Annotated in this window: 19 protein-coding genes; 15 read left to right on the top strand and 4 right to left on the bottom strand. The window is 64.7% G+C overall.

The window, feature by feature from the left end:
- Positions 1-4: 4 nt before the first annotated feature.
- The 9 genes from GE027_RS03750 (at position 5) to GE027_RS03710 (ending at position 12192) form a co-directional block, all read left to right on the top strand.
- Positions 5-916, top strand: a complete 912-nt coding sequence (locus tag GE027_RS03750) for an ABC transporter permease (protein WP_153555845.1) — start codon at positions 5-7, stop codon at positions 914-916.
- Entirely contained in the window at positions 916-1629 is a 714-nt protein-coding gene (locus GE027_RS03745) for an SCO family protein (protein WP_153555844.1), read from the top strand. Before GE027_RS03750 ends, GE027_RS03745 begins: the two co-directional genes overlap by 1 nt.
- 2 nt (positions 1630-1631) lie before the next feature.
- Positions 1632-2090 (top strand): DUF420 domain-containing protein, encoded by a 459-nt coding sequence (locus GE027_RS03740; RefSeq protein WP_153555843.1) that lies wholly within the window; start codon positions 1632-1634, stop codon positions 2088-2090.
- A gap of 393 nt (positions 2091-2483) precedes the next feature.
- The gene (locus GE027_RS03735) at positions 2484-4706 is read left to right on the top strand and encodes an outer membrane protein assembly factor BamB family protein (protein ID WP_153555842.1); all 2223 of its coding nucleotides are present in this window, start codon (positions 2484-2486) and stop codon (positions 4704-4706) included.
- 221 nt (positions 4707-4927) lie between these two features.
- On the top strand, positions 4928-5650 hold the full coding sequence (locus GE027_RS03730) for an HAD family hydrolase (RefSeq protein ID WP_153555841.1): 723 nt from the start codon (positions 4928-4930) through the stop codon (positions 5648-5650).
- A gap of 43 nt (positions 5651-5693) precedes the next feature.
- On the top strand, positions 5694-6848 hold the full coding sequence (locus GE027_RS03725; RefSeq protein ID WP_153555840.1) for an AAA family ATPase: 1155 nt from the start codon (positions 5694-5696) through the stop codon (positions 6846-6848).
- Entirely contained in the window at positions 6802-7719 is a 918-nt protein-coding gene (locus tag GE027_RS03720; protein WP_153555839.1) for a DUF58 domain-containing protein, read from the top strand. Before GE027_RS03725 ends, GE027_RS03720 begins: the two co-directional genes overlap by 47 nt.
- Before the next feature lie 7 nt (positions 7720-7726).
- Entirely contained in the window at positions 7727-9949 is a 2223-nt protein-coding gene (locus tag GE027_RS03715) for a vWA domain-containing protein (RefSeq protein WP_153555838.1), read from the top strand.
- Positions 9946-12192, top strand: a complete 2247-nt coding sequence (locus GE027_RS03710; RefSeq protein ID WP_153555837.1) for a vWA domain-containing protein — start codon at positions 9946-9948, stop codon at positions 12190-12192. The genes GE027_RS03715 and GE027_RS03710 overlap by 4 nt, the downstream gene beginning before the upstream one ends.
- A gap of 782 nt (positions 12193-12974) precedes the next feature.
- Here the strand turns inward: GE027_RS03710 and GE027_RS03705 are convergent.
- Positions 12975-13457 (bottom strand): M50 family metallopeptidase, encoded by a 483-nt coding sequence (locus GE027_RS03705; protein WP_153555836.1) that lies wholly within the window; start codon positions 13455-13457, stop codon positions 12975-12977.
- A 138-nt stretch (positions 13458-13595) separates the two neighbouring features.
- Here GE027_RS03705 and GE027_RS03700 point away from each other — a divergent pair, with 138 nt between their 5' ends.
- From GE027_RS03700 to GE027_RS03685, 4 genes are all read left to right on the top strand, one after another.
- Complete coding sequence (locus GE027_RS03700) at positions 13596-13919, top strand: DUF4190 domain-containing protein (protein WP_153555835.1); 324 nt, start codon at positions 13596-13598, stop codon at positions 13917-13919.
- 249 nt (positions 13920-14168) lie between these two features.
- Positions 14169-15734, top strand: coding sequence for a 2-isopropylmalate synthase (locus GE027_RS03695; RefSeq protein WP_153555834.1), 1566 nt, complete (start codon positions 14169-14171; stop codon positions 15732-15734).
- Between the two features lie 99 nt (positions 15735-15833).
- Positions 15834-18017 (top strand): serine/threonine-protein kinase, encoded by a 2184-nt coding sequence (locus GE027_RS03690; RefSeq protein ID WP_153555833.1) that lies wholly within the window; start codon positions 15834-15836, stop codon positions 18015-18017.
- Complete coding sequence (locus GE027_RS03685; protein WP_153555832.1) at positions 18014-18715, top strand: hypothetical protein; 702 nt, start codon at positions 18014-18016, stop codon at positions 18713-18715. Before GE027_RS03690 ends, GE027_RS03685 begins: the two co-directional genes overlap by 4 nt.
- Before the next feature lie 83 nt (positions 18716-18798).
- Here the strand turns inward: GE027_RS03685 and hpnE are convergent, their stop codons facing one another.
- Genes hpnE through hpnC form a run of 3 tightly spaced genes read right to left on the bottom strand, consistent with a single transcriptional unit; the run spans position 18799 to position 22099 of the window.
- Positions 18799-20202 carry a hydroxysqualene dehydroxylase HpnE gene (gene hpnE / locus GE027_RS03680; RefSeq protein WP_153555831.1) on the bottom strand — a complete coding sequence of 468 codons (1404 nt, stop codon included), beginning with the start codon at positions 20200-20202 and terminating at the stop codon, positions 18799-18801.
- Positions 20199-21176, bottom strand: coding sequence for a phytoene/squalene synthase family protein (locus tag GE027_RS03675; RefSeq protein WP_153555830.1), 978 nt, complete (start codon positions 21174-21176; stop codon positions 20199-20201). The genes hpnE and GE027_RS03675 overlap by 4 nt, the downstream gene beginning before the upstream one ends.
- Positions 21176-22099, bottom strand: a complete 924-nt coding sequence (gene hpnC / locus GE027_RS03670; protein WP_237607242.1) for a squalene synthase HpnC — start codon at positions 22097-22099, stop codon at positions 21176-21178. The genes GE027_RS03675 and hpnC overlap by 1 nt, the downstream gene beginning before the upstream one ends.
- 191 nt (positions 22100-22290) lie before the next feature.
- Between hpnC and ispH the strand changes: the two genes are divergently transcribed.
- Positions 22291-23232, top strand: coding sequence for a 4-hydroxy-3-methylbut-2-enyl diphosphate reductase (gene ispH / locus GE027_RS03665; protein WP_153555828.1), 942 nt, complete (start codon positions 22291-22293; stop codon positions 23230-23232).
- 738 nt (positions 23233-23970) lie between these two features.
- Entirely contained in the window at positions 23971-24366 is a 396-nt protein-coding gene (locus GE027_RS03660; RefSeq protein ID WP_153555827.1) for a fascin domain-containing protein, read from the top strand.
- Positions 24367-24452 lie beyond the last annotated feature (86 nt).

Raw genomic sequence — 24452 nt, 5'->3', positions numbered from 1 at the left:
CACGATGGCGACCACGACTCCCCCTGAACCCGTTTCGACCGCCGCCACGCCGCCATCCCAAGATCGGACGGCCCCCGCGGAGGCTCTCGCGACGTATCGTCCCAGCGGCTGGGCGGCCGCTTGGATGCTGGCCCGCCGCGAGTGGGTGCGTTTCTTCCGGCAGAAAAACCGCGTGGTCGCCGCGATCGTCCAGCCGCTGCTGTTCTGGTTGCTCTTCGGGACCGGACTGCGCGGTTCGTTCGAAGCGGCCGGCGGACAGGACTTTCTGCAGTTCTTCCTGCCCGGCACGGTGGCCCTGATCGTCCTGTTCACGGCTATCTTTGCGACTATCTCCGTGATCGAGGACCGCCGTGAGGGATTCATGCAGGCGGTCCTGGTCGCGCCGGTGGGACGCTGGCCGGTGCTGATCGGCAAAGTCGTCGGCGGCGGAGCCATCGCGTGGGCCCAGGCGGCGATCTTTCTGGCCCTGGTCTACGCCTTCGGGACCGCGCCGCTGACCGCTTCGGTGCTGCCGCTGATGCTGCTGCTGGCGGTGTTGGCGTTGGCGATGTGTGGGCTGGGCATGATCGTGGCCTGGCCGATGGACAGCACCCAAGGGTTTCACGCAATCATGATGCTCGGGCTGATGCCCATGTGGTTGCTCAGTGGCGCCTTCTTTCCGGTGCCCGTCGGCACAGCCGAGGCTCCGCTGGGTTGGGGCCAGGCCGCACTGGGCTGGGTGATGCGAGCCAATCCGTTGACGTACGGTTTGACCGAGATGCGGCATCTGCTGTATCCGTCGGTTGAATTCGCCGCTCAAGGTTTCGCACCCTCGTCGCAAATCAACTGGACGGTCAGCGTACTATTTATGGCAGCGATGTTGGGCATCGCTTGGGTTTTGATGCGAGGCAGCAAGAAAGCGGATTTGGTGGCCTGATGCGTACTGCGATTCACATCGTCATTATTTTGTTGGTCGGTCTCGGGATCGGCTTTGCAATCCGTGGTCTGCGCGGGCCCGTCGAGACCGCTGGTGTGGACGAGGGACCGCTCGAGGTCCCCGCGGGCGAGGATTTTATCGATCCCGATCGGCCGACACGCTTGGAGCCGCCGCCGAAGCCCCAGTTGGAACCGGGCGACGATTGGTTGCAGTCCTTCGAATTCACCGAGCGGGACGGCAGCACGGTCAGCAGCGAGTCGCTGAAGGGCCAGCCCTATGTGGTCAGCTTTTTCTTCACGCTGTGTCCGAGCATTTGCGTGACGCAGAACCAGAAACTGGGTGAGTTGCAGGAGGCGTTCGACGGCCAGGACGTCAAGTTCCTGTCGATCAGCGTCGACCCGGAAAACGACACGCCCGAAAAGCTGCGGGAGTACGCCGCACGGTTTGGTGCCGACCCCGAGCAGTGGCTGTTTCTGACGGCCGATGATCCGATCTATGTCCAGCGAGTGGGCGCGGAGGTGTTTCAGGTGTCCTCGAATCTGCAGCACACCGAACGATTTATTTTGGTGGACGCCGAGGGCGAGATCGATGGTTTGTATCACTGGAACGAACCGCGATCCTTTCGCCGTTTGAAGAAAGACATCGCCGCGATGCTCGAGCAACAACAAGACGCGACGGTAGAAGCCGGCGAGCAGGGCGGGGACGCGGCCTGAGCATGCAGTGGTTAGCCGAAAATTTGCCGCACGCCACGGCGTCGCTGAACGCCACGGCCACGGTCCTGCTGCTGCTCGCCCTGTGGCAGGTCAAACGCGGTAACATCACCGCGCACCGCAACCTGATGCTCACGGCGCTGGCGATGAGCACCGCGTTTCTGGGGCTGTACGTGCTGCACAAGTTCGCGCTGCTGGAAACGACCGGTCAGGCAAATAAATCGTTTCCGCGGGACCCCGAGGTGGCTTCGCGAGGCGCGTTTTTCGTGTACCTGATCGTCTTGATGACGCATATCCCGTTGGCGATCACCGTCCCGGTGCTGGCGATCTGGGCCGCCGTGTTGGGATTGAAAGACCGCCGCGCCGCCCACCGGCGACTGGTCCGCTGGGCCTATCCGATCTGGTTGTACGTTTCGGTCACCGGCGTGATCGTGTATCTGATGCTGTATCAGATCTACGTGTGACGTTCTCCTGAGCCGAACGCGCTAAGCACGTCGCAACATTTGATTCGGCTTTACTCTCCCTCTGGGAGAGTCGGGCTCTTAGGCCCGGAGAGGGTTTTCGTAGGGCCGTCCTCGGGCCTAAGAGCCCGACCCTCCCGCTGCGCGGGAGGGTGTTGTCGCGGGGTTTCACCGAAAGATTCATGCCGACGTGCTTAGCGTCTTGAAGCGTTAGCGGAGCGGCGCAAGCCGCCCGGTGTGTGAAGATTCGCACCGCAAAACCGGACGGCTCGCGCCGTTCCGCTACAAAGGAAGTGGCATTGGGCTAGCGCCTGCGGCTCAGTTCTTGCGGTTCCTCTGGGGTACAATAAACGCTTCCTCTGACTCGCTTCCGGTTTCGCTGTTCGCAATCGGCTGATGAACGCTCCTTCCTACTGCGCTTTCTGTCGGGCGCTGGCCCGTTTGTCGTTGGCCCGTTTGTCGTTGGCCCGTTTGTCGCTGTGCTTGCTCGGGGCCTTGGCAGTCGGCGCGACCGCTCGCGGTGCCGATAACGACGCTCGGGTGTACGAGATCACGCCGGCCCAGCGGCTGAACCTGCGGCAATTGGACCAATTTATTCTTACGGATCAGGCCGAGGCGGCAGTCGATCTGGCCGTCCGCGTTATCGATCAAGCCGACGGCCGCTTGGTGGCTGTCACCGGTCCCAAAGATACGTTGGCCCAGAGCTTTCTGCCCCTGCCGCGGGTCGTGCAAGATCGCTTGCTGGCGGCCGCGGCAGAGCATCCCCAAGTCTTGCGGACGTTTCGCAGCCGATACGATCAAACCGCCGAAACGCAGTTGCAGCGAGTTCGCGAGGCCGACCGCCCCGAATGGACGCCGTGGCTGCATCGCTATCTGGCCAGCAGTCACGGCGATGAGGCTTTGCTGGCGATCGCCGACCGCGCCCTGCAGCAAGGGCAACCCCACCGTGCGATCGCGGTGCTCCGGCGTATCGGTTCGTTTGCGGCCGCCGCTGGTGGCGCGCAGTCGTTGCCCGTGGGCACGTTTCGCGGTTCGCAGATTCCGGGCGGCGCGGTAGGGGCGCGAATGGTGTACGCCTTGCTGCTGGCGGGCGATGCACAGCAGGCCGAACGTTGGTCCGCGTGGGTGACCGAGCGGTTTGGCGACCAAACGGTCGAGCTGGCGGGACGCCGGGGCACCGTGGCGGACCGCCTGCAGTGGCTCGAGCAACAGACGCAATCTTGGCGGCGAGCCGAACCGCCACAGCGCCGGCCGCGGGCGAACCCGAGCTGGCCGCGGTGGGTGCGAGCGACGCCCGCCGGCGAACTGCCGCCGGCGCAAATTCGGCCGCCCGCATCGCCGCCGGGCGAGCTGGCGTTGCCTTCGCCCATCCTGCCGCTGGTCGCCGGCGGCAAGGTATTTCTGAATACCGGCCGCGAGCTGTACGCGGTCGCCCTGGACGATGGGGAGCCCTGGCCGGCGGGGATCGGCTCGCACCCTGTGTTCGTCGCCTACGCACCGGATCGCGATTTCTGGCCGGCCGTGCGGGCGGTGGAGACGATACCGCGGTGGAGTGCAGCCGCCGAGGGACGCTGGCTGGCGGCGCGTTTCGGCAGCCCCATGGTGCCCGGCAACGCGGCCGGTCCCCAGGCAACGCCCAGCCAACTGGTGGTGCTGGACCTAGAGCAGGAAGCGCGACTGCAAACCGGGTATCCGCTGGTCGCCAATCCGGACAGCCGTTTCGCCAGCGTGCCGCTGCTGAGCGAGGGGCGGATGGTGGTTGCCATCGAGCGGATCGATGAGGCGGCCGTATCGACCCATCTGCGATGCGTCGACATCTCCACCGGACAAACGCTCTGGGACAGTCCGCCGCTGGCCATCGCTCCGGTCCGTCGTCAGATCGCTCGAACTCGCGACGTGGCCGTGGCTCTCGATGGCCAGCGTCTGGTCTGTCATGTCGACGGCGTCACGGCCGCCGTGGATCTGAGCGATGGCCGCTTGACTTGGCTGGTTCGTCACGCGACGGCCGAACTGGACGATTCCCCATACCCGCGGCCACGACCTTCGGCGGAGAAGTTCGCGACGGGCTTAACGGTTCACCAGGGGCAAGTGGTCGTTGCTGGTATCGACGTCGACCGAGTGGTTGGTCTGGACGCGGCGGACGGTCGCTTGTCCTGGGCCAGCGAAGCCGGGGTGGGTGACGATGTTTTTCAGGTGCTGGGCGTGGTCGACGGTCATTGGCTGCTGGCCGGACGTCGACTGTACTGGTTCGAGCAACAGCATGGAACTCTGGCCGCGACCTTTCCCGCCGCCGGTACCTCGCAGCTTGGCGGCGGACAGAGTCTACCGGTGGGGCGAGGCCAAGCGGCTCTGGCCGGCGGCCTTGTCTACTGGCCGTCCAGCGACGGTATTCTGGCGATCGATGGCGCGTTGACCAAACCCTCGCCAGCGGTGGACTTGCCCGGTGCTCAGAATGTCCGAGAGCCCACGGCGCCGGCCGTGCCAAGTATCCTAGGACGCGTGGCGCTCGAGCCGCTGGGCTTGGAAGCTGGTAACCTGGCGTCGACCCCGGAGGGTTTGATTAACGTCGGTTCGCGCTATTTGGCGGCGATCGAAACGTCGAGTGGCAGGGGGTTGTAGGCGTTGTCCGCTGGAAGCCTATGCCACATAGTCGCTCGGCTGTCCCAGCCGAGAAGCGGGGTCGGATACGGCTGGAACAGCCGTGCTACTTTCACAGGCTGGAAGCCTATGCCACATAGTCGCTCGGCTGTCCCAGCCGAGAAGCGGGGTCGGATACGGCTGGAACAGCCGTGCTACTTTCACAGGCTGGAAGCCTATGCCACTGTTTAAAAATTCTTGTGATGCGCATTTTGTTGTTTGATATTGATGGGACGCTGATCCATGCCGCAGGCGCTGGGCGGAGGGCGCTGTTGGCAGCGCTACAGGGAGCGTTCGAGGTGCCCGAGCCACGCTGTGAAATTAATTTCAGCGGACAGACCGACGGCTATATCTTCACGCAGGCCTTGTTGCAAAACCGCTTGCCTGCCACCGCCGAGAATCTCCGCCGATTGATCGACCATTACCTGCAGATTCTGCCTCACTGGCTCGAGCAGTGTTCGGGCGTGGTCCTGCCGGGCGTGGTCTCGCTGTTGGGCCGTTTGCAACAGGTTCCGGGGATCCATCTGAGCTGTATGACGGGCAACTTGGCTTCGGCCGCGCGTTTGAAACTTCAGCACTTCGGTCTGTGGGACGGCTACTTCGACGGACCCCACCTGTTTACCGGCGATGACTGTCAGCAGCGTGATCAGATGGCGCGCGCTGCGGCCGCCCGCTTGGCGGCCAGCTTCGAAGGCATCGAACTTGACCTGTGGGTGATCGGCGATACGCCTCGCGACGTCCGCTGTGCTCGGGCGATGGGCGCGCGGGTGCTGGCCTGCTGTACCGGACAACACTCGCGAGACGAAATGGCCGCGTGCCAGCCCGATCACTTGTTCGACGACCTTTCCGATGTGAGCACCATCGCGGACATCCTGTGCGGTGACCGCCACCGCCGCCAACCAGCGCCGCTGGTTGTCACGCCCTGAGCGCTGGTTGTCACGCCCTGAGCGGTCGACCACACTGACATCTATGAATGCAGACAACTCTTCCTCGTCGGACGACGCCCGGACGCTGGACCAACTGGCCGAGGCGCGGGAACGGATCGTCGCTCAATTGCAACGCCGCATCGTGGGCCAGCAAGCGGTTCTGGAGCAGGTGTTGATCGCGTTGTTCTCCGGTGGCCACTGTCTGTTGGTGGGCGTGCCGGGATTGGCCAAGACGCTGTTGGTGCAGAGCCTGGCTCAGGTATTGCAGTTGCAGTTCAGCCGCATTCAGTTCACGCCCGACCTGATGCCCTCGGACATCACCGGTACGGAGGTGATTCAGGAAGACCGGGCGACGGGCGAGCGACAGTTTCGTTTCATTCAAGGCCCGGTCTTCGCCAACATCGTGCTGGCCGACGAGATCAACCGCACCCCGCCCAAGACTCAGGCGGCCTTGCTCGAAGCGATGCAGGAACGGCAGGTGACCGCGGCCGGCCAGCGTCATGCGTTGCCCGATCCGTTCTTCGTACTGGCCACTCAGAACCCGATCGAACAGGAAGGCACCTACCCGCTGCCGGAAGCGCAACTGGACCGGTTCATGTTCGACATTCGGATCGGTTACATGAGCGAGGACGAGGAGCTGGACGTGGTGCTGCGAACCACCGGGCAGAGCGACCCGCCGATCGAACCGGCGCTCTCGGCGGAAGATCTGGAGCGATTCGTGCAGTGCGTCCGGCGGATCGCCGTGGCCCCGCCCGTGGCTCGTTATGCCACGCGGCTGGCGCGGTTGTCGCGTCCGGAAAGTCTGTTCGGTGGTGAGACGAGTGGTGGTTCGTCAGACGCGAGCGCCGGTGCCGGTTCCGCCTCGCCGGACCTGCCGCGACGGTTGGCCGAGGTGGTGGACCGGGTGCGGCGCTTTGTGCAGTGGGGTGCGGGGCCGCGGGGCAGCCAGTACCTGGTGTTGGGCGCGAAAGCTCGAGCCGCCCTGCACGGCCGTCCGATGGTCGAGCGCGAGGACATTCGGGCGGTCGCCAAACCCGTGCTCAGGCATCGGATTCGGTTGAGTTTCGCGGCCCGCGCCGAGAACCTTTCCGCCGACGCGTTGATCGACGAAATGATCGAAGCCCTCGACCACTGCGAGACAAAGGAAACCGATGGATCCGGCTTGGAAAAGGTATTTCGATCCGCCCACGTTGGCTGAACTGGCCGGCGTGGGACTGCGGCGGTCGCAGCTGTACGACGGCGGGACCCTGGCGGGGCTGCACCGCAGCAGCCGGCACGGTCACAGCGTCGAGTTCGCCGAGCATCGTCCCTACACCCCGGGCGACGACCTGCGCAGTGTCGACTGGAAAATCTACGGCCGCACCGATCGCTACTTCCTGCGAAACCGCGAAGACGAAACCACACTGGTCTGCCATCTGTTGCTCGATGCCACGGCCAGCATGGATTTCGACGGCGTCGCCTCGCCGGACACTCGCCCAGGATCCAGCGCAGAAAAATTCCTGTATGCCGCACGTGTGACGGCGTCGATCGGCTTTGTCACGCTGGAAACCCAGGATCAATGCTCGTTGACGATCCTCGGTGGCCACGGCCCAGATGTGCCCCTGGGCGGCGGCCAACCGCAACTGCAAGCCCTGGCCCAGGCGCTCGCGCAGAGCCAACCCGCCGGCGATCAAGCTATCAGCGAACGGGTGGCCGATGCGCTTCCACGGCTGCAGCGCGAGGGCATCGTGGTGTTGGTCAGCGACTTTTGGGACGAGGCCGAGCGGCTGGACAGCGCCGTCCGCTTGGTCCGCGCCGCCGGCCACGATGTGTTGCTGGTGCGCGTCCTGCATGAAGAGGAACGCTCGTTTCCGCTGGGCGGTATGACGCGTTTCGAAGGACTGGAAGGTGAACCCGCGGTCGAGCTGCAGGCCGACGCCTATCGCGAACTCTATCGGCAGGCGCTGGTCGAATCGGAGCAGCAACTGGAACGGCTCAGTCGCCACAGCGGCGCGCATTATTTGTCGATGTCCACCGCCGAGCCGTTGGGCAAGACGCTGGCCGCCGCACTCCACCGGTTCTACGGGTAGGTGCCGCGTGAGCTCGCAGTTTGATCCGTTCTGTTTGTTCGCTTTCGGGCCGTTTGTCAGCGGAGCGATGCTGTGGTGGGGGGCAGTGATCGCGGTTCCCATCGCCTTGCATCTGCTGCTTCGCCGTCGCCGCCAGACGGTCTCCTGGCCGGCGATGATGTTGCTGCAAGCCGTCGTCCGGCGGCGGACGCGCCGCGTCCAGCTGTGGCAGTGGTTGTTGCTGTTGGCTCGCGTCGCCGCCGTGTTGTTGTTGGCCGCGGCGCTGGCCAACCCGGTGTTGCGGTCGGCGATGCCGGCGACCGCAGCGGTGGACCGCACGCAGGTGTTCGTGCTGGATGCGTCCTATTCGATGCGGACCGATCAAGGTGGCGGCCGTTCTCGCTTTGACGTCGCCGTACAACGATCCGTGCAAGCCTGTCGCGACGCGCCGCCGGGAACGCAGTTCTTGGTGTTGTTGATGCAGGACCCGCCGCAGGCTGTGGTTTCGCAACGGACGGCCGATCGCGACGCAGTCATCGCCGAACTGGAAGGGCTCCGGTGCAGCTTTGCCGGTGCCCCCGCGGCGGACACCCTGGCACTGCTCGATCGCTGGTGCACGGCGATCGAAGACGACGCGCCGCTCGCCGTCACATTCTTTACCGACGCCCAGCGTCGCACCTGGCAACCGATCGTCGACGGCGCGACGCGTGCTGGTTCTGCCGATAACGACTCAGCTCGAGCTGTCTCTGCACGAGGCTCCTGGCAGTCGCTGCTGGAGCAGGTCCAGCAGGTGGACATTGTCGACGTTACCGCCGGGGAAGCTGCGGGCGAGTCGAATCGCACACTGGCGGAGCTGGAGGCGCTTGCCGACGACCGCGTGGGCGTGGCCGCGCGGGCCGCCGCGAGTGCCTCGCCGACGACGTTGGAAGTCCATGTCGACCAGCAAACCGTTTACTCCGGCCGGTTGGAATGGAACCAGCAGGGCACGGCGCGGACCGAGATCCCGCTGTTGCCGGCGGTGGAGACCACGGTGGTACGAGCCGAATTGTCTGAGGATGTGCTGGGCGTGGATAACCGGCGGTACCTGGTCCGCCAGCCGCCGCGGCCCTTGCGTGCGGTCTGCGTTGGACGTCCCGAAGCCACGCGGTTTTTGGCCACGGCTCTGTCGGCCGGCAGCGAATCGGCCTACGACGTCTCGCAGCGATCCGCCGCCGACCTGCCGCAACTGGACGCACAGCCGATCGACCTGTTGATGCTGTGCGACGTCGCACGCATCTCGCCGGGGGCGGCCGAAGCGATTGCCTCGATCGCCCGGCGGGGCGCGGCCGTGGTGTGGTGGTTGGGGCCGGCGGCCGAACCCGATGGCTACCAGCACGATCCTTCGGTCGTGCCGTTTCGGTTGCGCGAAGCCGCCCCGGCCGCTTGGTATCCCGTGGACCCGCTGGGCTACCAACACTCAATCGCTGCGTCTTTTGCGCCCTATCCTCAGTCGGGTCTGCTGTCGACGCCGGTCTTTCGCTTCTGGCGTATCGACGCCTTGGATCCCGAACCGAACATGACCGGCCGTCAAACGGCGTTAGCCCTAGGCAGCGACGCCGCGCCCTGGGTGCTCACCTGGCAACGCTCGCAGCAGCGAACCGTCGCGATCACCTCGGCTCCGACCTCGCCGCAGCTCGACGATTCGAATGGTTCTGATGTCGCAGAGGGGCCCTGGAACGCCCTGGTGGCCTGGCCGAGTCTGGTGCCCTTGGTGCAGGAGATCGCGGCCTGGGCCACCGCCCCCCGGCGCTCCACACCCAGTTTGCTCGTCGGCCAGCGATTTGCTTCCGACTTGTTTGCCGGTCGCCCCTTGCCGGCGCGCGTGCTTGCACCAGAGCAGGTGACCAGCGTGCCACGGTTGTTTGCCGAACCTGCATCGGCCGCCGACGCCCGTGCCGGCGGAGCCGAGCTGCAGGCCTGGACGTCTTCGCCGGTTTTACAGCCCGGTGTCTACACGCTCCAGTGGCCGGAGCATCCCTCGCAGCAGGTCGCGGTGAATGTGGACCCACGCGAGGGCCATCTAGAGCGTGTGGCCGCGGCGGACCTGAGCCGATTGGAGGTTGATAACGCAGCCGCACCGTCGCAGCCGGCGGTCGACGGCGCTGCCGAAGAAACACGTGGCGGTTGGTTTCGCGCTTTGTTGACCGCGGCCCTGGCGTGTTTGGTCGCTGAATCGTTGATCAGTCGTTTCGCACTGCGGTGGCAAGCATGAGCGAATGGCTATTTCGGTGGCCGCTGCCATTGTGGGTGATGGCTATGCTGGCGATCACGGCCGTGGGGTTGGCGTGGGGCACCTACCGCTGGCACTCGACACGGTCGTGGCGGCGGACGTTACCGTTGTGGTTGCTGCGTGGCTTCGTCCTGTTGGTCGTGCTGGCGATGCTGGGCGGACCGGTCCAGCGACGTTACCGATTACAGCACGCCGACCTGATCGTGCTGGTCGATGACTCGGCCAGCATGCAGGCTGCCAGTCCGGATGCTCCGGCTTCGGACGCTGCGGAATCCAGCGTGGAACGCTCGCGGTATGAACGCGCCCTTCAGATCCTTCGCACCGACGATCGTTTGCAAACGTGGCGTGAACACTACTCATTGCAACTGCGGGCGCTGAGCGGTGCTGAGGCGTCGGCCGACGAACTCGCCGCGGTCGCCGAGTATCCGCACAGCCCCATCGGGTCGGTTCTGTCGCAGCTGGTCACTGCTCAGCGCGGCCGTCGTACGGCGGCCGTCGTATTGCTCAGCGATGGCATCGTCAACGACGGACCATCGCTTTCCGGCGCAGCTCAGGCGGCTGCGGCCGAAGGCATTCCGGTCGTCGCCGTCGCTCTGGGCAGCGACGTGCGGCAGCTGGATGCTCGCGTCGAGGATGTCTTGTTCGACCGCTGGGCCTTGGTGGGTGACCGCGTGGAACTGCAAGCGTTGGTGCGTGTCGAAGGGCTGCAGCAGCCTCGCCGAGTGCAGGTCGACCTGGTCGATCAGGCCAGCGGCGAGGCGGTCGATTCGAAAGCCGTGACGGCGCCCGCCGGCGGCGGAGCCGTGCCGGTGACGCTGGCGACGGTCGCCGACGCCCCACGCATCGCGGAGTTGACCGTTCGCGTGGAAACCTTGCGGGACGAGGCGGGCGATCCGGAAAGCGATGTCGACAATAATCGCCGCACCGTGGCGATCCAGTACCGCGACGAACCGCTGAAAGTGTTGTTGGTGCAGGATCGGCCGAGTTATGAATTCCGCTATCTGAAACACCTGTTGGAACGCGTCCGTGGACAACAGGGTGAGCGGCCGTTGGTGGAGCTGACGGCGGTGCTGCAAAGCGGCGATCCGGAGTACGCCCGGCAAGACGAGACGGCGACGTTGCTTCCCCCGGTGGGAAGCGAAACGCTGGCGACGTTTGACGCGGTGGTACTGAGCGACGCGGCCGTGGGCCTGCTGGGCGATGTGTTTCTAACGCAGCTGGCCGGCGCGGTGCGTGACCGCGGCGTGGGGCTGGTCGTCGTCGCCGGCCCCTGGCATCTGCCCGGCGAGCTGCGTGGCACGCCCCTGGAACCGCTTTTGCCCGCCCGCTTGGCCGCCCCCGCGGCGGATCCATTTCTGGCCGATCCGGTACCTTTGCGCCGCACGCCGCTGGGCCGGCAAGACGTATCGCTGCGTCTGGGCGAAGACGCTGGCGGCCCGAGCAGTCCGCAACCGCTGCCCCACTTGACCGCCGTCTGGCCGGTCGGTGCCCTGCAACCGCAAGCTCGATCGCTGCTGGAAACCGACACCACCCCGCCACGGCCCGTGGTCGTGACCCAGTTGGCCGGAGCCGGGCAGGTGCGTTTGCAATTGACCGACGAGATGTATCGCCTGCAGCCCTTCGACGGCAGCGGGCGGATGTACGAGCGGTACTGGCTGCAGGCGCTGCGCGAATTGGCCAGGGGCAAACGCCGGGCGGCCGAACAGGTCTGGGAGCTGGTCGCCGAGGGCGAGGGGTTCACCGTGGGCCAAACCATCCCGCTGCGAGCTCGCGTGCCGGGCAACCCGGGTGCGGTGGAAGTCGAAGTCAGCGGCGATGGGGTGGTCCGTAACATCGACTTGCCCCGGAGCCGCGATGGCGACTACCGCGGAGCGCTGGACGGCCTGGCCGAGGGACGTTACCGCGCCGTATTGATGTCGCCCCTGGACGCCGAGCAGATGCCGCCGACGGCGACCTGGCGCGTCACTTCGCCACCGGGCGAGGAGGATCGTTTGCACAGCGACCACGGGGCGATGCAGCAACTCGCCAATCGGACCGGTGGCACCTTTTTGCACGGCGACGAAGAGCTCGGCGACCGATTGGAGGCGGCCTTGCCGCGATTGGAACCGACCAAGGTAATGCCGCTGCCGCCGCGTCCGCTGTGGAATCATCCGCTGGTCGCCCTGGCGTTGTTCACCGCCCTGGTCGCCGAGTGGCTGCTGCGAAGGCGACAGGGAATGGTTTAGAGAAAACCCGTAGCCGAACTCGCCAGAGTTTGGTTGTTGGTAGCGAGTGGCGAGTGGCGAGTGGCGAGTGGCGAGTGGCGAGTGGCGAGTGGCGATTTCGTGCTCGTGCTCGTGCTCGTGCTCGTGCTCGTGCTCGGCGATTTGAGATTTGAGATTTGCTGACTCTAACAGATTCTATGTAAGGGGTGCGAAGCTCGGACGCAGCAGCCACGGAGTGGCGACATGTGGTAGCCCCGGGCGCGAGCCCGGGGTGCCGCCCCCACACCCGCGCGCCAGTCCCAGAGGGACGACACGAATTCCGGTGCCAGACTTCCTGTCGCCCTTCCAGGACTTTTGTTCGTGGTGTTTACGTTTCCCCGGGCTCGCGCTTTGGGGCTACCACAATCAATCGCTCCGCGATTTAGGAACGAATGTTTTCTCCCCTCTCCCCCGAAGCCTAGCGAGCCTAAGCGAGCCAGGCTTCGGGGGAGAGGGGTTGGGGGTGAGGGGGACCAGCAGAGCAGCACCACCAGTGCGGTGTCTCGATACGGTGCGCGGGTTGGGCGACGTACGCAAGCCGTCATTCCGTTGCACCCGAGCCCCCTCACCCCCGGCCCCTCTCCCACCACTGCTTCACTCGCTGACGCTCGCGGCGCCGCGGGGGAGAGGGGAGAAAACGATTCTCTTCATGCATAGATCTCTTCATCCATAGATTCCGCCGGAGTCAGGAGATTTCAGATCTGCTGACTTCAGGGGTGAGTGGAGCAAACGGTTTTTTTCTTTTCTAACGCTGGCGACTTCCGCTACGGGAGTTCCAGCCACACGCTCAGCACGTCGGTGACCATTTCCTCGTCGAGCGTCTCATGGGCGAGCAGTTCGTCGGCCAATGCCGCTAGCGCCGCCCAGCAGCGATCGTCGCTCATGCTCCGGTGCAACTGGGCGGTCAGCTGTTCCAGCTGTCGCAGTCGCCGTACGTGGGCCGAGTGGATCTGTTCGGCCAACGTCCAGGCCCGCTGCCAATCGTCGGCCCATTGCGGCACGAATCCCGGATGTAACGGTTCGCCACGGTAGATCATTTCGGCGACCGGGCCGGCCAGTAGGACCAAGATCTCGTGCCGGGCATGAGTTCGGCGCTTGCGCGGCAGCGGCCAGAGGATGCGGGTATCGCCATGCCGCCGCGGCCCGTCGTCGTCGTCGGGTTCGATCGTGACCGACTGCACGCGGCCGCCGAGCAGAGACGCCATCAGCGCGTGCCCGGATTCGTGATAGGCGGTCAGGGTTTCCAAACGGTCCGGTTCCTTGTTTTTGCTTGTTTGCGCTCGGTGGGTGCGATACGCTAACACCCGAGAAGTTTTCTCGTCTGGGGCAGCACCTTCGGCGGCGACGGCCGCCGTTGATTATCTTTTCCACGATGAGGCAATCCTATGAGTGCTGACAATCCCTATCAAGCGACGCCGACCGGCGGGATGCCGCAAAATCCGCAACTGGAAAGGGAGATCAAGAGCCAGGCGATCACGTCGTTGGTCGTCGCGATCGTCAGCTTCATTTGCTGCGGGATCATCTTGGCTCCGTTTGCGATCTATCGCGGTAACAAAGCCAAGGCGTTGATCGATCAATCGGGCGTAGGACAGGAACACCGCACGCTGGCTCAGGTCGGGTTCGTGCTGGGAATTGTGTCGTTGGTGTTAAACGTCATCGTCTTGCTTTTCTGGGTTCTGGGAATGGTTTTGGGCGGCATACAGGCCTAGGGTTCGCCGCCGCCGGCCCACTTGACGCTTGACTTCTGCGGCGGTGGTTCGTAGGCTACTAGCCATGAACGCCCAACTGCTACCAATCCTACCACTGCTACGACAGAACCTCGTTGGAGGTGAGTGCTAGGGGTTTGGACAGCCGGCAGGCGAACCAATCGAATCAAATCAGTTTCAGGAACCCCGAAGCTCGCACCCGGCGAGCTTCGGGGTTTTTTGTTTTACCAGCGTTGCCAGAGGAGCACTCGCATGTCATCCGATCCATCCGGTCGCCACATCCGTATTTTCGACACCACGCTGCGCGACGGCGAGCAATCGCCGGGCGCGAGCATGAACCTGGCCGAAAAACTGGAAGTCGCGCAGGCCCTGGCGGATCTGGGTGTGGACATTATCGAAGCCGGTTTTCCGATCGCTTCGCCCGGCGACTTCGAGGCCGTCAAGCAGATTTCCCAAACCATTCGCGGCGTGACCGTCTGCGGATTGGCTCGCTGCAACGACAAGGACATCGACCGTGCCTGGGAAGCCCTCAAGCACGCGCCGCAGTCGCGGATCCACGTGTTCCTGGCCACCAGTGCGATCCACCGCGAGTTCAAACTGCGAATGACGCCCGAGGAAATCATCCAGCGGGCGGTCGCCGGTGTGCAGCGGGCGGCGCAGTACTGTGACGACGTGGAGTTTTCGCCGGAGGACGCCTGTCGCACCGAGCACGATTTTCTGTGCCAGGTGGTCGAGGCGGCCATCGATGCCGGAGCGACCACGGTCAACATCCCGGATACGGTCGGCTATGCCACGCCCAGCGAAGTTTTTGATCGCATTCGCATGCTTCGCGAGCGGGTGCCCAATATCGACAAGGCGGTGATCAGTACGCACTGCCACGACGATCTGGGCATGGCCGTGGCGAATTCGCTGGCGGCGGTGCAAGCCGGCGCCGGTCAGATCGAATGCACGATCAATGGGATCGGCGAACGGGCTGGCAACGCGGCTTTGGAAGAGGTCGTGATGGCGATGCGGACGCGGAGCGATTTCTTTGACGTCAACACGCGGATCGATACCCGGCGTCTGCTGCCCACCAGCCAGTTGGTCAGTACGACCACGGGCATCGCGGTCCAGCGCAACAAGGCCATCGTCGGTCGCAACGCCTTTGCCCACGAATCGGGCATCCACCAGGACGGGATGCTGAAGGAACGCAGCACCTACGAGATCATGTCGCCCGAGGACGTCGGCTTTACCAAAACCGACCTGGTGCTGGGCAAGCACAGCGGCCGCGCGGCGCTGGCCGACCGAGCCCGTGAGTTGGGCTTTCAATTGACCGGCGAGCAGCTGCAGGGTGTGTTCGCCGAATTCAAGAAACTGGCCGACCGGAAAAAGGAAATCTACGACGGCGACATCGTGGCCCTGATCGGTCGTGAGATCAGCGACGCGGTCGAGCCGCAGTGGACGCTGAGTGATTTCGAAGTGACCAGCGGTCGCAATCGCAAACCCAGCGTCACGGTCACGCTCTCCAATGGCGAACAGGAGTTCACCGAATCGGCCGATGACGGCGACGGTCCGATCGACGCCGTCTTCTGGGCCGTGGAGCGAATCACCAAGATCGAAACCGTCTGCAAGGATTACCGCGTTCGCAGCGCCACCCTGGGCCGTGACGCCCAGGGCGAAGTGCGGCTGGAAGTCGAGTACAAGGGTCGGCTGTATCGCGGGGTCGGGGTCAGCACCGATACGGTCGAATCGACGATCCTGGCGATCCTGAATGCGGTGAACCGCATCGTCGCCGAGAGCGATTCGAGGGCCGATTCCGTGGCCGAAACCGAAAGCTGAACATGGGCGCAGGCCGATAACCCGCCTTGGCGGCCGATAATTCGGTCGCGGCTCCGCTTGCCGCTGAGCTTGCCGGACGCAGCGGTTAAACTAGGCTCCATGGCCGATGCACCCCCCAGCAGTATCGATTTCCTCGACCCAGCTCGACAGCCCGGCGAGCTGGGGCGGCTGGGACCGTACCGGGTGCTGGACACGCTGGGGGTGGGCGGCATGGGCCGGGTCTTTCTGGCCGAAGATCTGCGGCTGCGGCGCCGGGTGGCGCTGAAGGTAATGAACGACAAATTCGCCGCCACGCCCAACAGTCGCAAACGCTTTCTCGAAGAAGCTCGCGCGATGGCGGCGGTCGATAACGACAATGTCGTGCGGATCTATGAGGTGGGCGAGCACAACCGGACGCCCTTCATGGCCATGGAACTGCTCAAGGGCGGCATCCTGCAACCGTCGCAGTTCCAGGATCCCGAGCGCGACTACCTGCACATCATTTCCCTGGGCCGGCAAATCTGTCACGGTTTGGCCGCGGCACACCAGCGACAAATCATCCACCGCGACATCAAACCGGCCAATCTGTGGATCGAACAACCCGGTGGCCGAGTCAAGGTTTTGGACTTTGGCTTGGCCCTGGCCGCCGGACCGATGGACCAGTTGGCCGGTCGCGGCAGTGTGGTGGGAACCCCTGGCTATCTGTCCCCGGAACAAGCCCGCAACGAAACGCTGGACGATCGCAGCGACCTGTACTCCGTGGGCATCGTGTTGTTCGAACTGTGTACAGGACGCTTGCCGTTTCAGACCAAGTCGATTCCGCTGATGCTGGTTTCGATCATCACGCACCCCGTTCCGAAGGTCCGCGACATCCATCCGGATGTCCCGCGCCCGCTGGCCGACGTGATCGACCGGACGCTGGCCAAGGAAGCCCGCGAACGCCCGGCTTCGGCGGAGGCCCTGGAGCAAGAGTTGGCCGATGCAGCCCGATTGATCCAGTCCGATAGTCATGCGGCCTTGTCGATCGTCACCGAAGCGGCACCGGCGACCGGACCGGCCGGCCGCCGAACGTCGCCCGCGGCGGACGAAGATCCGGCACGGGCAAAGTGGTCCCCGCTCCAAGTCGGCGCGATCGCCGGAGCAGTGCTGGCGATCTTGTTGTTGGTGGGCGCTACGGTTCTGCTGCTCGGTGGAGGCTCTCGCGACGATGATCCATCAGCCCGCGGACAGCGGCCGGCCGGCGCCTCGACCGCTGTAACCGGTGCCAAGCCCGCCACAAAGCCGTCGAAACTCGCGGTTACCACCGCATCGCTGCGGCCGCTGGAGCTGCAGGGTTTGACCGCGGTCAAAACGCGGGTGGGCAGCGGCGAACTGGCAACATTGAATTTCCACCTCGTCAATTCCGCCTCCGGGCCCGGCGAAGACCCGGCCAAGTTGCACGCTCGCCAAAGCACGGTTGCCGTTTGTCGCTTGTACCTCGAAGGCGACGACGGCGTTCGCCGCAGCGGGTACGCCCTGCCGCTGCGGCGACGGCCGCGACAGTTACCCGCACCCGGTAAACGCACGGCCCTGACCTTTCGCATCGAAACCGATTCCATCCCGCTGGGAACCTACACCGCGATCGTTTCGTTAGAGACACCCGCTGGCGAAGCGGTCGCCGAAGCCGAAACCGAACTGCAGATCGTCCGTAATTTAGCCCAGGGACCGCTGACCGGTTTTGAGACCCTGCGCTCTTGGGCCGGGACGGGGGCCGACACGACCGTCGGCACGTCTGTCGCTGGCGACGCCGGGTCGGCCGAAGCGTTGACGCTGGCCGGCCTGGTGGGCGGCCCGCCGCCGCGGCAACAACATATCTATCTGCGCTTCGATCTCGGCCGCGTGAACCGGCTGCGCGACCGGTTGCAGAACGCCGTGCTGCTGCTGACGCTGCTGGATAAGTCCGCGACCGGGCCGTTTGAGATCCGCGCCTATGCGGTGGGCGGCGCGGTCCCCGCGCTCTGGAGCGAAACGGGCGAGGACGCGTTGCAGTGGTCCGAAACACCCAGTGCGTCGGGTTTGGGCAAGCTGGCTTTTCTGGGAACCATCACCGCGGACAATTCCGGCAACCTGTTGAAGGACAAAGCCGATGCGGTGCGGCTGGTCGGGCCGGAACTGGACGACGCGGTCCGCGACGCCGGTGACGCCCTGACGATCGTCCTGGTGCGCAGCCGCGGCCAGGACAAACCGCTGCGCTTCGCATCCAAAGAACACGACCCCGAACAGGCCCCGGGGTTGGCTCTGCAAGGAGGTGCCAAGCAGCCATGAACCAGCCGGCCGACGAACCTTCGCAAACGGCCGCGGTGCGGCCCTCGCATCCCTGGACCCAGGCCGATAACGCGGCCGGTTTTGTGCTGCGTTATGTCTCCCCGATGCGCCGGTACCTGATCCATCGTCTGGGGTCGGAATCGCTCAGCGACCACGCGCTGACGCTGTTGATCGGCCACCTCGTGCAAAGGGGCTACGGCCATCTCGGCCAGGGGCGGCTGCGCGACTTTCTCACCCGTGGCATGCGGTCGGCCGCCAAGGTTGCGGTCGCCAGGGCTGAAGCACCGCAGACGCCGCACGACGACACGGGCCAGCGTGGGGCGGGGGCGGACCAGCGAAAGCCGTTCGATCGCGACGCGTTCGATCCGGAGTCCAGCGTGTGGCTGGGACACTGGCGCAGCGGGCTATTGCAACTGGCTTGGCGGCGGCTGGAGCAGGTCCAGCACAAGACGCCCGGCAGTCTGCACTACACGGTCCTCGAAGCGGCCAGCCGCAATTCGCATGCCACCGCAACGATGCTGGCCACGCAGGTCAGTACGTCGGCGGGCCGGGCCGTGGACCTCGAGGAAGTGAAGCGGGTGCTGGCCGAAAGCCGACGCCAGTTCGCCGCGATCCTCAGCGCCGAGGTGGCCAGCACGCTCGAAAACCCCAGCGTCGCCAACACCAGCGAAGAAATGAGACACCTGAAACTAAAGTAGCTCGGCTGTCCCAGCCGAGAAAAACTCAGTAGCTCGGCTGTCCCAGCCGAGAAATTAGAAAAAAACAATTCGGCTGTCCCAGCCTACTCAATCAACCACCGTGCCAGGCGGCCGCGCCGTAGGGGCGACTGGATCGGGACCGGCTGGAAGGCCAGCGAGCGAGCCACCACATCGGCGGCCCGGAAGCCGCTCAGCACCGCCCCTTCCATGGTCGCGGGCCAACCGGTCTGGGTGTAATCGCCGGCCAGGACCAAACCCTCCACACCGGTTTCGGTGGGCGGCCGAAGCGCTTCGACTTCGGGCCGAATCGAAAACACCGCTCGCGGATCGTTGACCAGGCGGTGCCGCAGCAACCGAGCCTGACGGGCGGCCGGGAAATGCCGTTTTAACTCTTCCAGAACGGTTGCCAGGATCTGCTCGTCCGGCATTCCGCGGAGCGAGTGCGAGCCGCTGACGACCACCTGATGATAGTGCTCGAACGCTTCCGCCGCTTGGACGCTGCCAAAGTCGGGACGAAACAGCCACTGGGCCAGCCCGTCCAGCAACACGCAGTGGCGAAGCTCCGAGAGCGGACGATCGAACCACAGATGCAACCCGCTGATCGCCGCCGCCGGCAACTTTCCCAGCGCCGGCAAGTTGTCGACGGCGTGTTGCAGCGGAGTTCCGCCCAACAGGCGAGGCAGCGCAAACCAGGCCGTGGCAAGGACCACGCGATCGAATGCGGCCGAATCGCCGGGCGTGTGGATTTGAAAACCGCCCGCGCCGCTTTGCTGGATCGAACGCACGGGGACGCCGGTTCGCAGCAGGACGCCGCGTTGCTGTAGGTTGCCGGCCAAGCGGACGCCGAACAGATCGGCCAACGGCCGCTGGGGAATCCACACATCGCTGGCTCGCGGCGCGGCCACAAAGCCTTCGATCAAGACCATCCGGGCCGGAGCGAATGCGGCGTGCCGAGCCACTTCGCCCAGGGCGCTGACCAGGATCACATCCCAGAACCGCTCGATCGCTTCGTCGGACTGGCCCTGTTGCCGCAGCCAGTCGCCCATCGTGCCTGGGGTGCTGTGCGGCGGCGTGCGCATCAATCGCCACAGCGCCCGCCGGACTTCGGCTCGCCGGCCTCGGGAAAGGAAGCGCAGTTGATCGAGGGCCGTCGTCCGGTGCAGCGGTGCCGGCAACCACGGCGTGGCGGCGAACGTGCTGGGCGGAGCCCCTGGGGCCAGGAAGGTCAGCCGGGTTTCGCGGCGGAAATGTTGCAAGAGTTCCGTCTGCCGCATCCACCACAGAAAATTGGTACAGCAACCCATCGCCACGTGCTGGCAGTAATCCACGTCGCGGGTCGTCCGCGGATCAGCAAACGATCCGGCGCGGCCGCCCAGGCTGCGCCGCGACTCCAGCACGGTCACATCGGCCGCGCGGTCTGCCAGCGCCCAGGCGGCTGCCATCCCGGCCAATCCGCCTCCAACCACCGCGATCCGAGGTCGGCTCAACGCTGCATCTCCACGGGCGGAACCGGCAACCGGCGGAACTTCCAGCGAAGGAAATGGCTGGCCAGCAGATCCAGGCGATCGCCCCAGCCCAGCCGTACGCGGCGGGATACCACCGACAACGGATCTCGCTCGATCCGCTCCAGCAGCCGGCGGTAGGTTCGCCACATCATGCTGAACATCGGCCGGCCGTCGGGATGGATTTGGTCCCAGACCTGCCAACCGCTTTGAAACAGCAGCGCCGCCCGCTGGCTTTCCTCCAAAATCAAACAGCGGAGGCGGTCGTCGCTGCGAAGATCCAGAAAGTCGTCTTCGCACAGGCCGTGTCGTTGCCAGTGCTGGCGCGGCAGATAGATGCGTCCGCGAGCGGCGTCTTCGCGGATGTCGCGCAGGATGTTGGTCAACTGAAACGCCACGCCGCAGTCCACCGCCGCCGCCTGCGGAAGCGGATCACGAAACTGCCAGATGTGCAAACAGCACAGGCCCACGGCCGAGGCGACCAGGTAACAGTAATGTTCCAATTGTTCGAACGTGTCGAAGCGGGTTTTCTGTTGGTCGGCCAGGACGCCGTCGATAATCTCCAGCACGTGACTCGACGGAATCGCAAACCTGCGAACCGTGTCGTTGACGGCCGGCAACAACTGGGCGGCCCGCGTCTGCAGGTGCGGATGGAAATGCGTCGTCGAGGGCACCGAGGGCGGGTTGGCCGGCAAGGGCAGGCCGCGCTCGGGCGTGTCGGCCAACAGGGCTAGCGCCGTCGCCTGCCGCCACCACTGCAACCACTGTTTGCGAATCGCCATCGGTGCGCTGCAGTCACCCAGGTCGTCGGTGACGCGAGCAAACGCGTACAGGGTGTGCATCGCCGCACGTTTTCCTGGCGGCAGCAACCAGAACGAGCGGTAGAAATTGCTGGACGACGCACGCGAGATGCGGGCGGCATAGCGGTAACTGGAACGCACCGAAACGGCGGGTACCATCACAGCCTCCCCACCGCGGCGCGGCCGACCAACCGCAACTGTTGCCATCGCGAAACCGTCACCCGCCGCTCGAGGACGTCGTAGTCGGCCCGCCGGATCGCCTCCAGCGTGGCCAGCCCGCCGTGGACGAACAAGCCGATGTCGCGGCGGAGCCAGCGCGGTACCCGATCGGCCAGTGGCAGGCCGCTGCGCAGGAACGTTTCGGCGCGATCGACTTCGAATCGCAGCCACCGTTTGACCGGTTCGCTGGCCCGCGGCGCTTGCAAATCTTCGACGCGCACCCCAAACCGCCGCCGGTCCTCGGCCGGCAGGTAAACCCGATCGATCGCCAGATCGCGGCGGACGTCCTGGCAGAAATTGGCCAGCTGCAAACCGGTGCACACCCGATCCGAAAGCGCATCGGTCTCGGCGGAATCGACGGCGGCCAGCCGCAGCACGATGCGGCCCACCGGGTTGGCGCTGTTCTGGCAGTAGGCTTGCAAGTGGTCGAACGTCTCATACCGCCGGACGCTCTGGTCCTGTTCAAAGGCGGTCAACAGATCCAGGAACGGTTGGCTGGAAAGCGAGAAGTGTCGCAGCGTTGCGCGAAGGGCTACGAACACCGGATGCGGCAGCCGCTCCCGCCGAGTTCGCTCGTCGGCGCACTGCCGCATGCCCTCCCGCCAGCGGGCGAGGGCGGCCATGGCGGCTGCGGGCGAAGACGATTCGTCGGCCAGGTCGTCGGCGATCCGGCAGTAGGCGTAGACATTGAAAAAATGCTGACGGATCCGGCGGGGCAAAAACAGCGTGCCGACCAGAAAATTTTCGTAGTGCCGGCGAGCCAAGCGACGGCAATACGCCTCCGAACGCCGCTGCAAGGCGTCGCGGGGGGGGCTGGACAGGACGGTGGCGGTGGTGAATCCGATAGCGATGGGCCGCGGCAAAGGAAGGCAACGGACGGAAAAGCGGTATCCGAAACGAGCTTGCCGGTATATCTTAAAGTGAAGGACCAGGGACTGCATCCGGCCGCTCGAGAACATCTGGCTCGAAGGCATCTCGCCGCGGAGCGTCTCCTGCCGAACCGTTACCGGCGAGCATTCTACCTACGAACCCTGGATTGGTTTCGAAGAATTTCATGAAAGTAATCCTTGCGGCCCCGCGCGGATTTTGTGCCGGCGTCAATATGGCGGTGGAAAGCCTGGAACTGGCCCTCGAGCGTTTCGGCCCGCCGGTCTATGTGTACCACGAAATCGTGCACAACCAGTTCGTCGTTCGCTCGTTCCAAGAAAAAGGGGCCGTGTTCGTCGACGATCTGGAAGAAATCCCCACCGGCGCCAATGTTTTGTTCAGTGCGCACGGGGTCTCGCCTGAGATCCGCAAAATCGCCAAACAGCGAAACCTCAACGCGATCGATGCGACCTGCCCGTTGGTGACCAAGGTGCATCTGGAAGCCATCAAGTACGCCAAAGCCGGCTACACCATCATTTTGATCGGTCACGAAGGACACGACGAAGTGATCGGCACGATGGGCGAAGCTCCCGAAGCGATCGTTCTGGTCGAAGACGAAGAGGACGTCGACGCCCTCGAAATCGCCGACGAAACCCGCTTGGCCTACCTGACCCAGACCACGCTCAGCGTCGATGATGCCGGTCGCATCATCTGCCGACTGCGAAAGCGGTTTCCCCACATCGCCGGCCCGCCCAAGGACGACATCTGCTACGCCACGCAGAATCGCCAGGAAGCCGTTGCGGCGTTCTCGCAACAGGCCGATGCCGTGGTCGTGCTGGGCAGCCAGAACAGCAGCAACAGCCAACGCCTGCGTGAGCTCGGCGGGGACGACGGACGACCCTCCTACCTGGTCGATGGGCCACAGGACCTGCGGCTGGACATGTTCGAAAAAGGCATGACCGTACTGGTCACCGCCGGCGCAAGCGCCCCCGAATCGGTCGTCAACGAAACGGTCGAATACCTCCGCCAGCACTTCGACGCCGAGGTCAAGCACCAGACGATGCGTGAAGAGAACGTCGTCTTTCCACTGCCGCGGCCGCTGCGCGACTTGGCCAAGCAGTCGGGTTAGGTTGGTTGTTGGTGATCCGACCCGTAGCCGAAGTCGCCAGACTTTGGGTGGCGAGTAGCGAGTAGCGAGTGCTCGATTTGAGATTTGCCGACTCTACCGGATTCGATGTGCGGCTTGGCGGGATAAAATACAACGTTTACTCCCCTCTCCCCCGCGGCGCCGCGAGCGTCAGCGAGTGAAGCAGTGGTGGGAGAGGGGCCGGGGGTGAGGGGGCTCAGGTGCAACGGAATGACTCATTGCGTACAATTCCAAGCCGCGCCCCGCACCGAGACACGGTAATGGTGGTGCTGCTCTGCAATCCCCCTCACCCCCGACCCCTCTCCCCCGAAGCCTGACTCGCTTAGGCTCGCCAGGCTTCGGGGGAGAGGGGAGAAAACGAATCTCTTCATTCATAGAATCCGTTAGAGTCAGGAGATTTGAGATCTGCCGACTCTACCGGATCCTAGATACGGCCTTCAGCCGTCCAGCGCAGCAGCCACGAAGTGGCGACCGAGATGTAGCCATAAGCGTCAGCCCATGATATGGGTGCCCCCAATTGCGTTTAGCCCCGAAGGGACGACAGGAAACACCGCCGCTGCCCCCTCGATCACCTTTCCAGAGCTTTGCGCTTCGCACCCGTGGTTGGGACTTCGCGCTGGCGAAAATTTCTTTGCTCGCATTGCGGCTCGCTAGCAACTATGATGCCTCTGCGGTAGTGTTTCGAGCCCCCTTTTCGGACTTGTTGCAGCGAGGCCTCAGATGCGAGTTAACATCCTCTGTCCCGATGGCGTTCACTACGTTCGGGCCGCGGGCGATGGGACCCTGGACGCGGGTGCCACGATTGCCGATACGTGGGAATGTTTCATCCTGGAAGAGCAGTCCGACGGTCACTTTGCGCTACGTACGATAGACGAGCACCCCCAGCCCCGGCGCTATGTGCGGGCCGACTGTGGCAGGGAAAAAACCTTGGTCGCCGATCGCTGCGAAGCCGCCGAGCACGAGCACTTCACGCTCGAATCACTCGGCGATGGTCGAGTCGCGATCCGCACCTATCACGACGGCTACTGGCGTGCGGTTTCAGAGGGCGGATCGGCGCTGGACGCCCTGGGCCGGGTGCCGGACGCCTGGGAAGCGTTCACGATTCGGATCATTTGATTCCCGGGTGCATCGCCGGGCAGGGCGGCGCGTACTCGCCAGGCTAGGCAGACGCCGGCGGCGGTTATCCTCCGGCGATTCCTCTG

It is taken from the genome of Roseimaritima sediminicola, from assembly GCF_009618275.1.
GTDB classification, from domain to species: Bacteria; Planctomycetota; Planctomycetia; order Pirellulales; family Pirellulaceae; genus Roseimaritima; species Roseimaritima sediminicola.
Note: the sequence above shows the minus strand (reverse complement) of the source record. Positions and strands in the feature narration are given on the sequence as shown.

Excerpts from the sequence above, each read along its gene's own strand:
- GE027_RS03750 (WP_153555845.1), top strand. The coding sequence starts at position 5 with ATGGCGACCACGACTCCCCCTGAACCCGTTTCGACCGCCGCCACGCCG.
- GE027_RS03745 (WP_153555844.1), top strand. The coding sequence starts at position 916 with ATGCGTACTGCGATTCACATCGTCATTATTTTGTTGGTCGGTCTCGGG.
- GE027_RS03740 (WP_153555843.1), top strand. The coding sequence starts at position 1,632 with ATGCAGTGGTTAGCCGAAAATTTGCCGCACGCCACGGCGTCGCTGAAC.
- GE027_RS03735 (WP_153555842.1), top strand. The coding sequence starts at position 2,484 with ATGAACGCTCCTTCCTACTGCGCTTTCTGTCGGGCGCTGGCCCGTTTG.
- GE027_RS03730 (WP_153555841.1), top strand. The coding sequence starts at position 4,928 with ATGCGCATTTTGTTGTTTGATATTGATGGGACGCTGATCCATGCCGCA.
- GE027_RS03725 (WP_153555840.1), top strand. The coding sequence starts at position 5,694 with ATGAATGCAGACAACTCTTCCTCGTCGGACGACGCCCGGACGCTGGAC.
- GE027_RS03720 (WP_153555839.1), top strand. The coding sequence starts at position 6,802 with ATGGATCCGGCTTGGAAAAGGTATTTCGATCCGCCCACGTTGGCTGAA.
- GE027_RS03710 (WP_153555837.1), top strand. The coding sequence starts at position 9,946 with ATGAGCGAATGGCTATTTCGGTGGCCGCTGCCATTGTGGGTGATGGCT.
- GE027_RS03700 (WP_153555835.1), top strand. The coding sequence starts at position 13,596 with ATGAGTGCTGACAATCCCTATCAAGCGACGCCGACCGGCGGGATGCCG.
- GE027_RS03695 (WP_153555834.1), top strand. The coding sequence starts at position 14,169 with ATGTCATCCGATCCATCCGGTCGCCACATCCGTATTTTCGACACCACG.
- GE027_RS03690 (WP_153555833.1), top strand. The coding sequence starts at position 15,834 with ATGGCCGATGCACCCCCCAGCAGTATCGATTTCCTCGACCCAGCTCGA.
- GE027_RS03685 (WP_153555832.1), top strand. The coding sequence starts at position 18,014 with ATGAACCAGCCGGCCGACGAACCTTCGCAAACGGCCGCGGTGCGGCCC.
- GE027_RS03675 (WP_153555830.1), bottom strand. The coding sequence starts at position 21,176 with ATGGTACCCGCCGTTTCGGTGCGTTCCAGTTACCGCTATGCCGCCCGC.
- ispH (WP_153555828.1), top strand. The coding sequence starts at position 22,291 with ATGAAAGTAATCCTTGCGGCCCCGCGCGGATTTTGTGCCGGCGTCAAT.
- GE027_RS03660 (WP_153555827.1), top strand. The coding sequence starts at position 23,971 with ATGCGAGTTAACATCCTCTGTCCCGATGGCGTTCACTACGTTCGGGCC.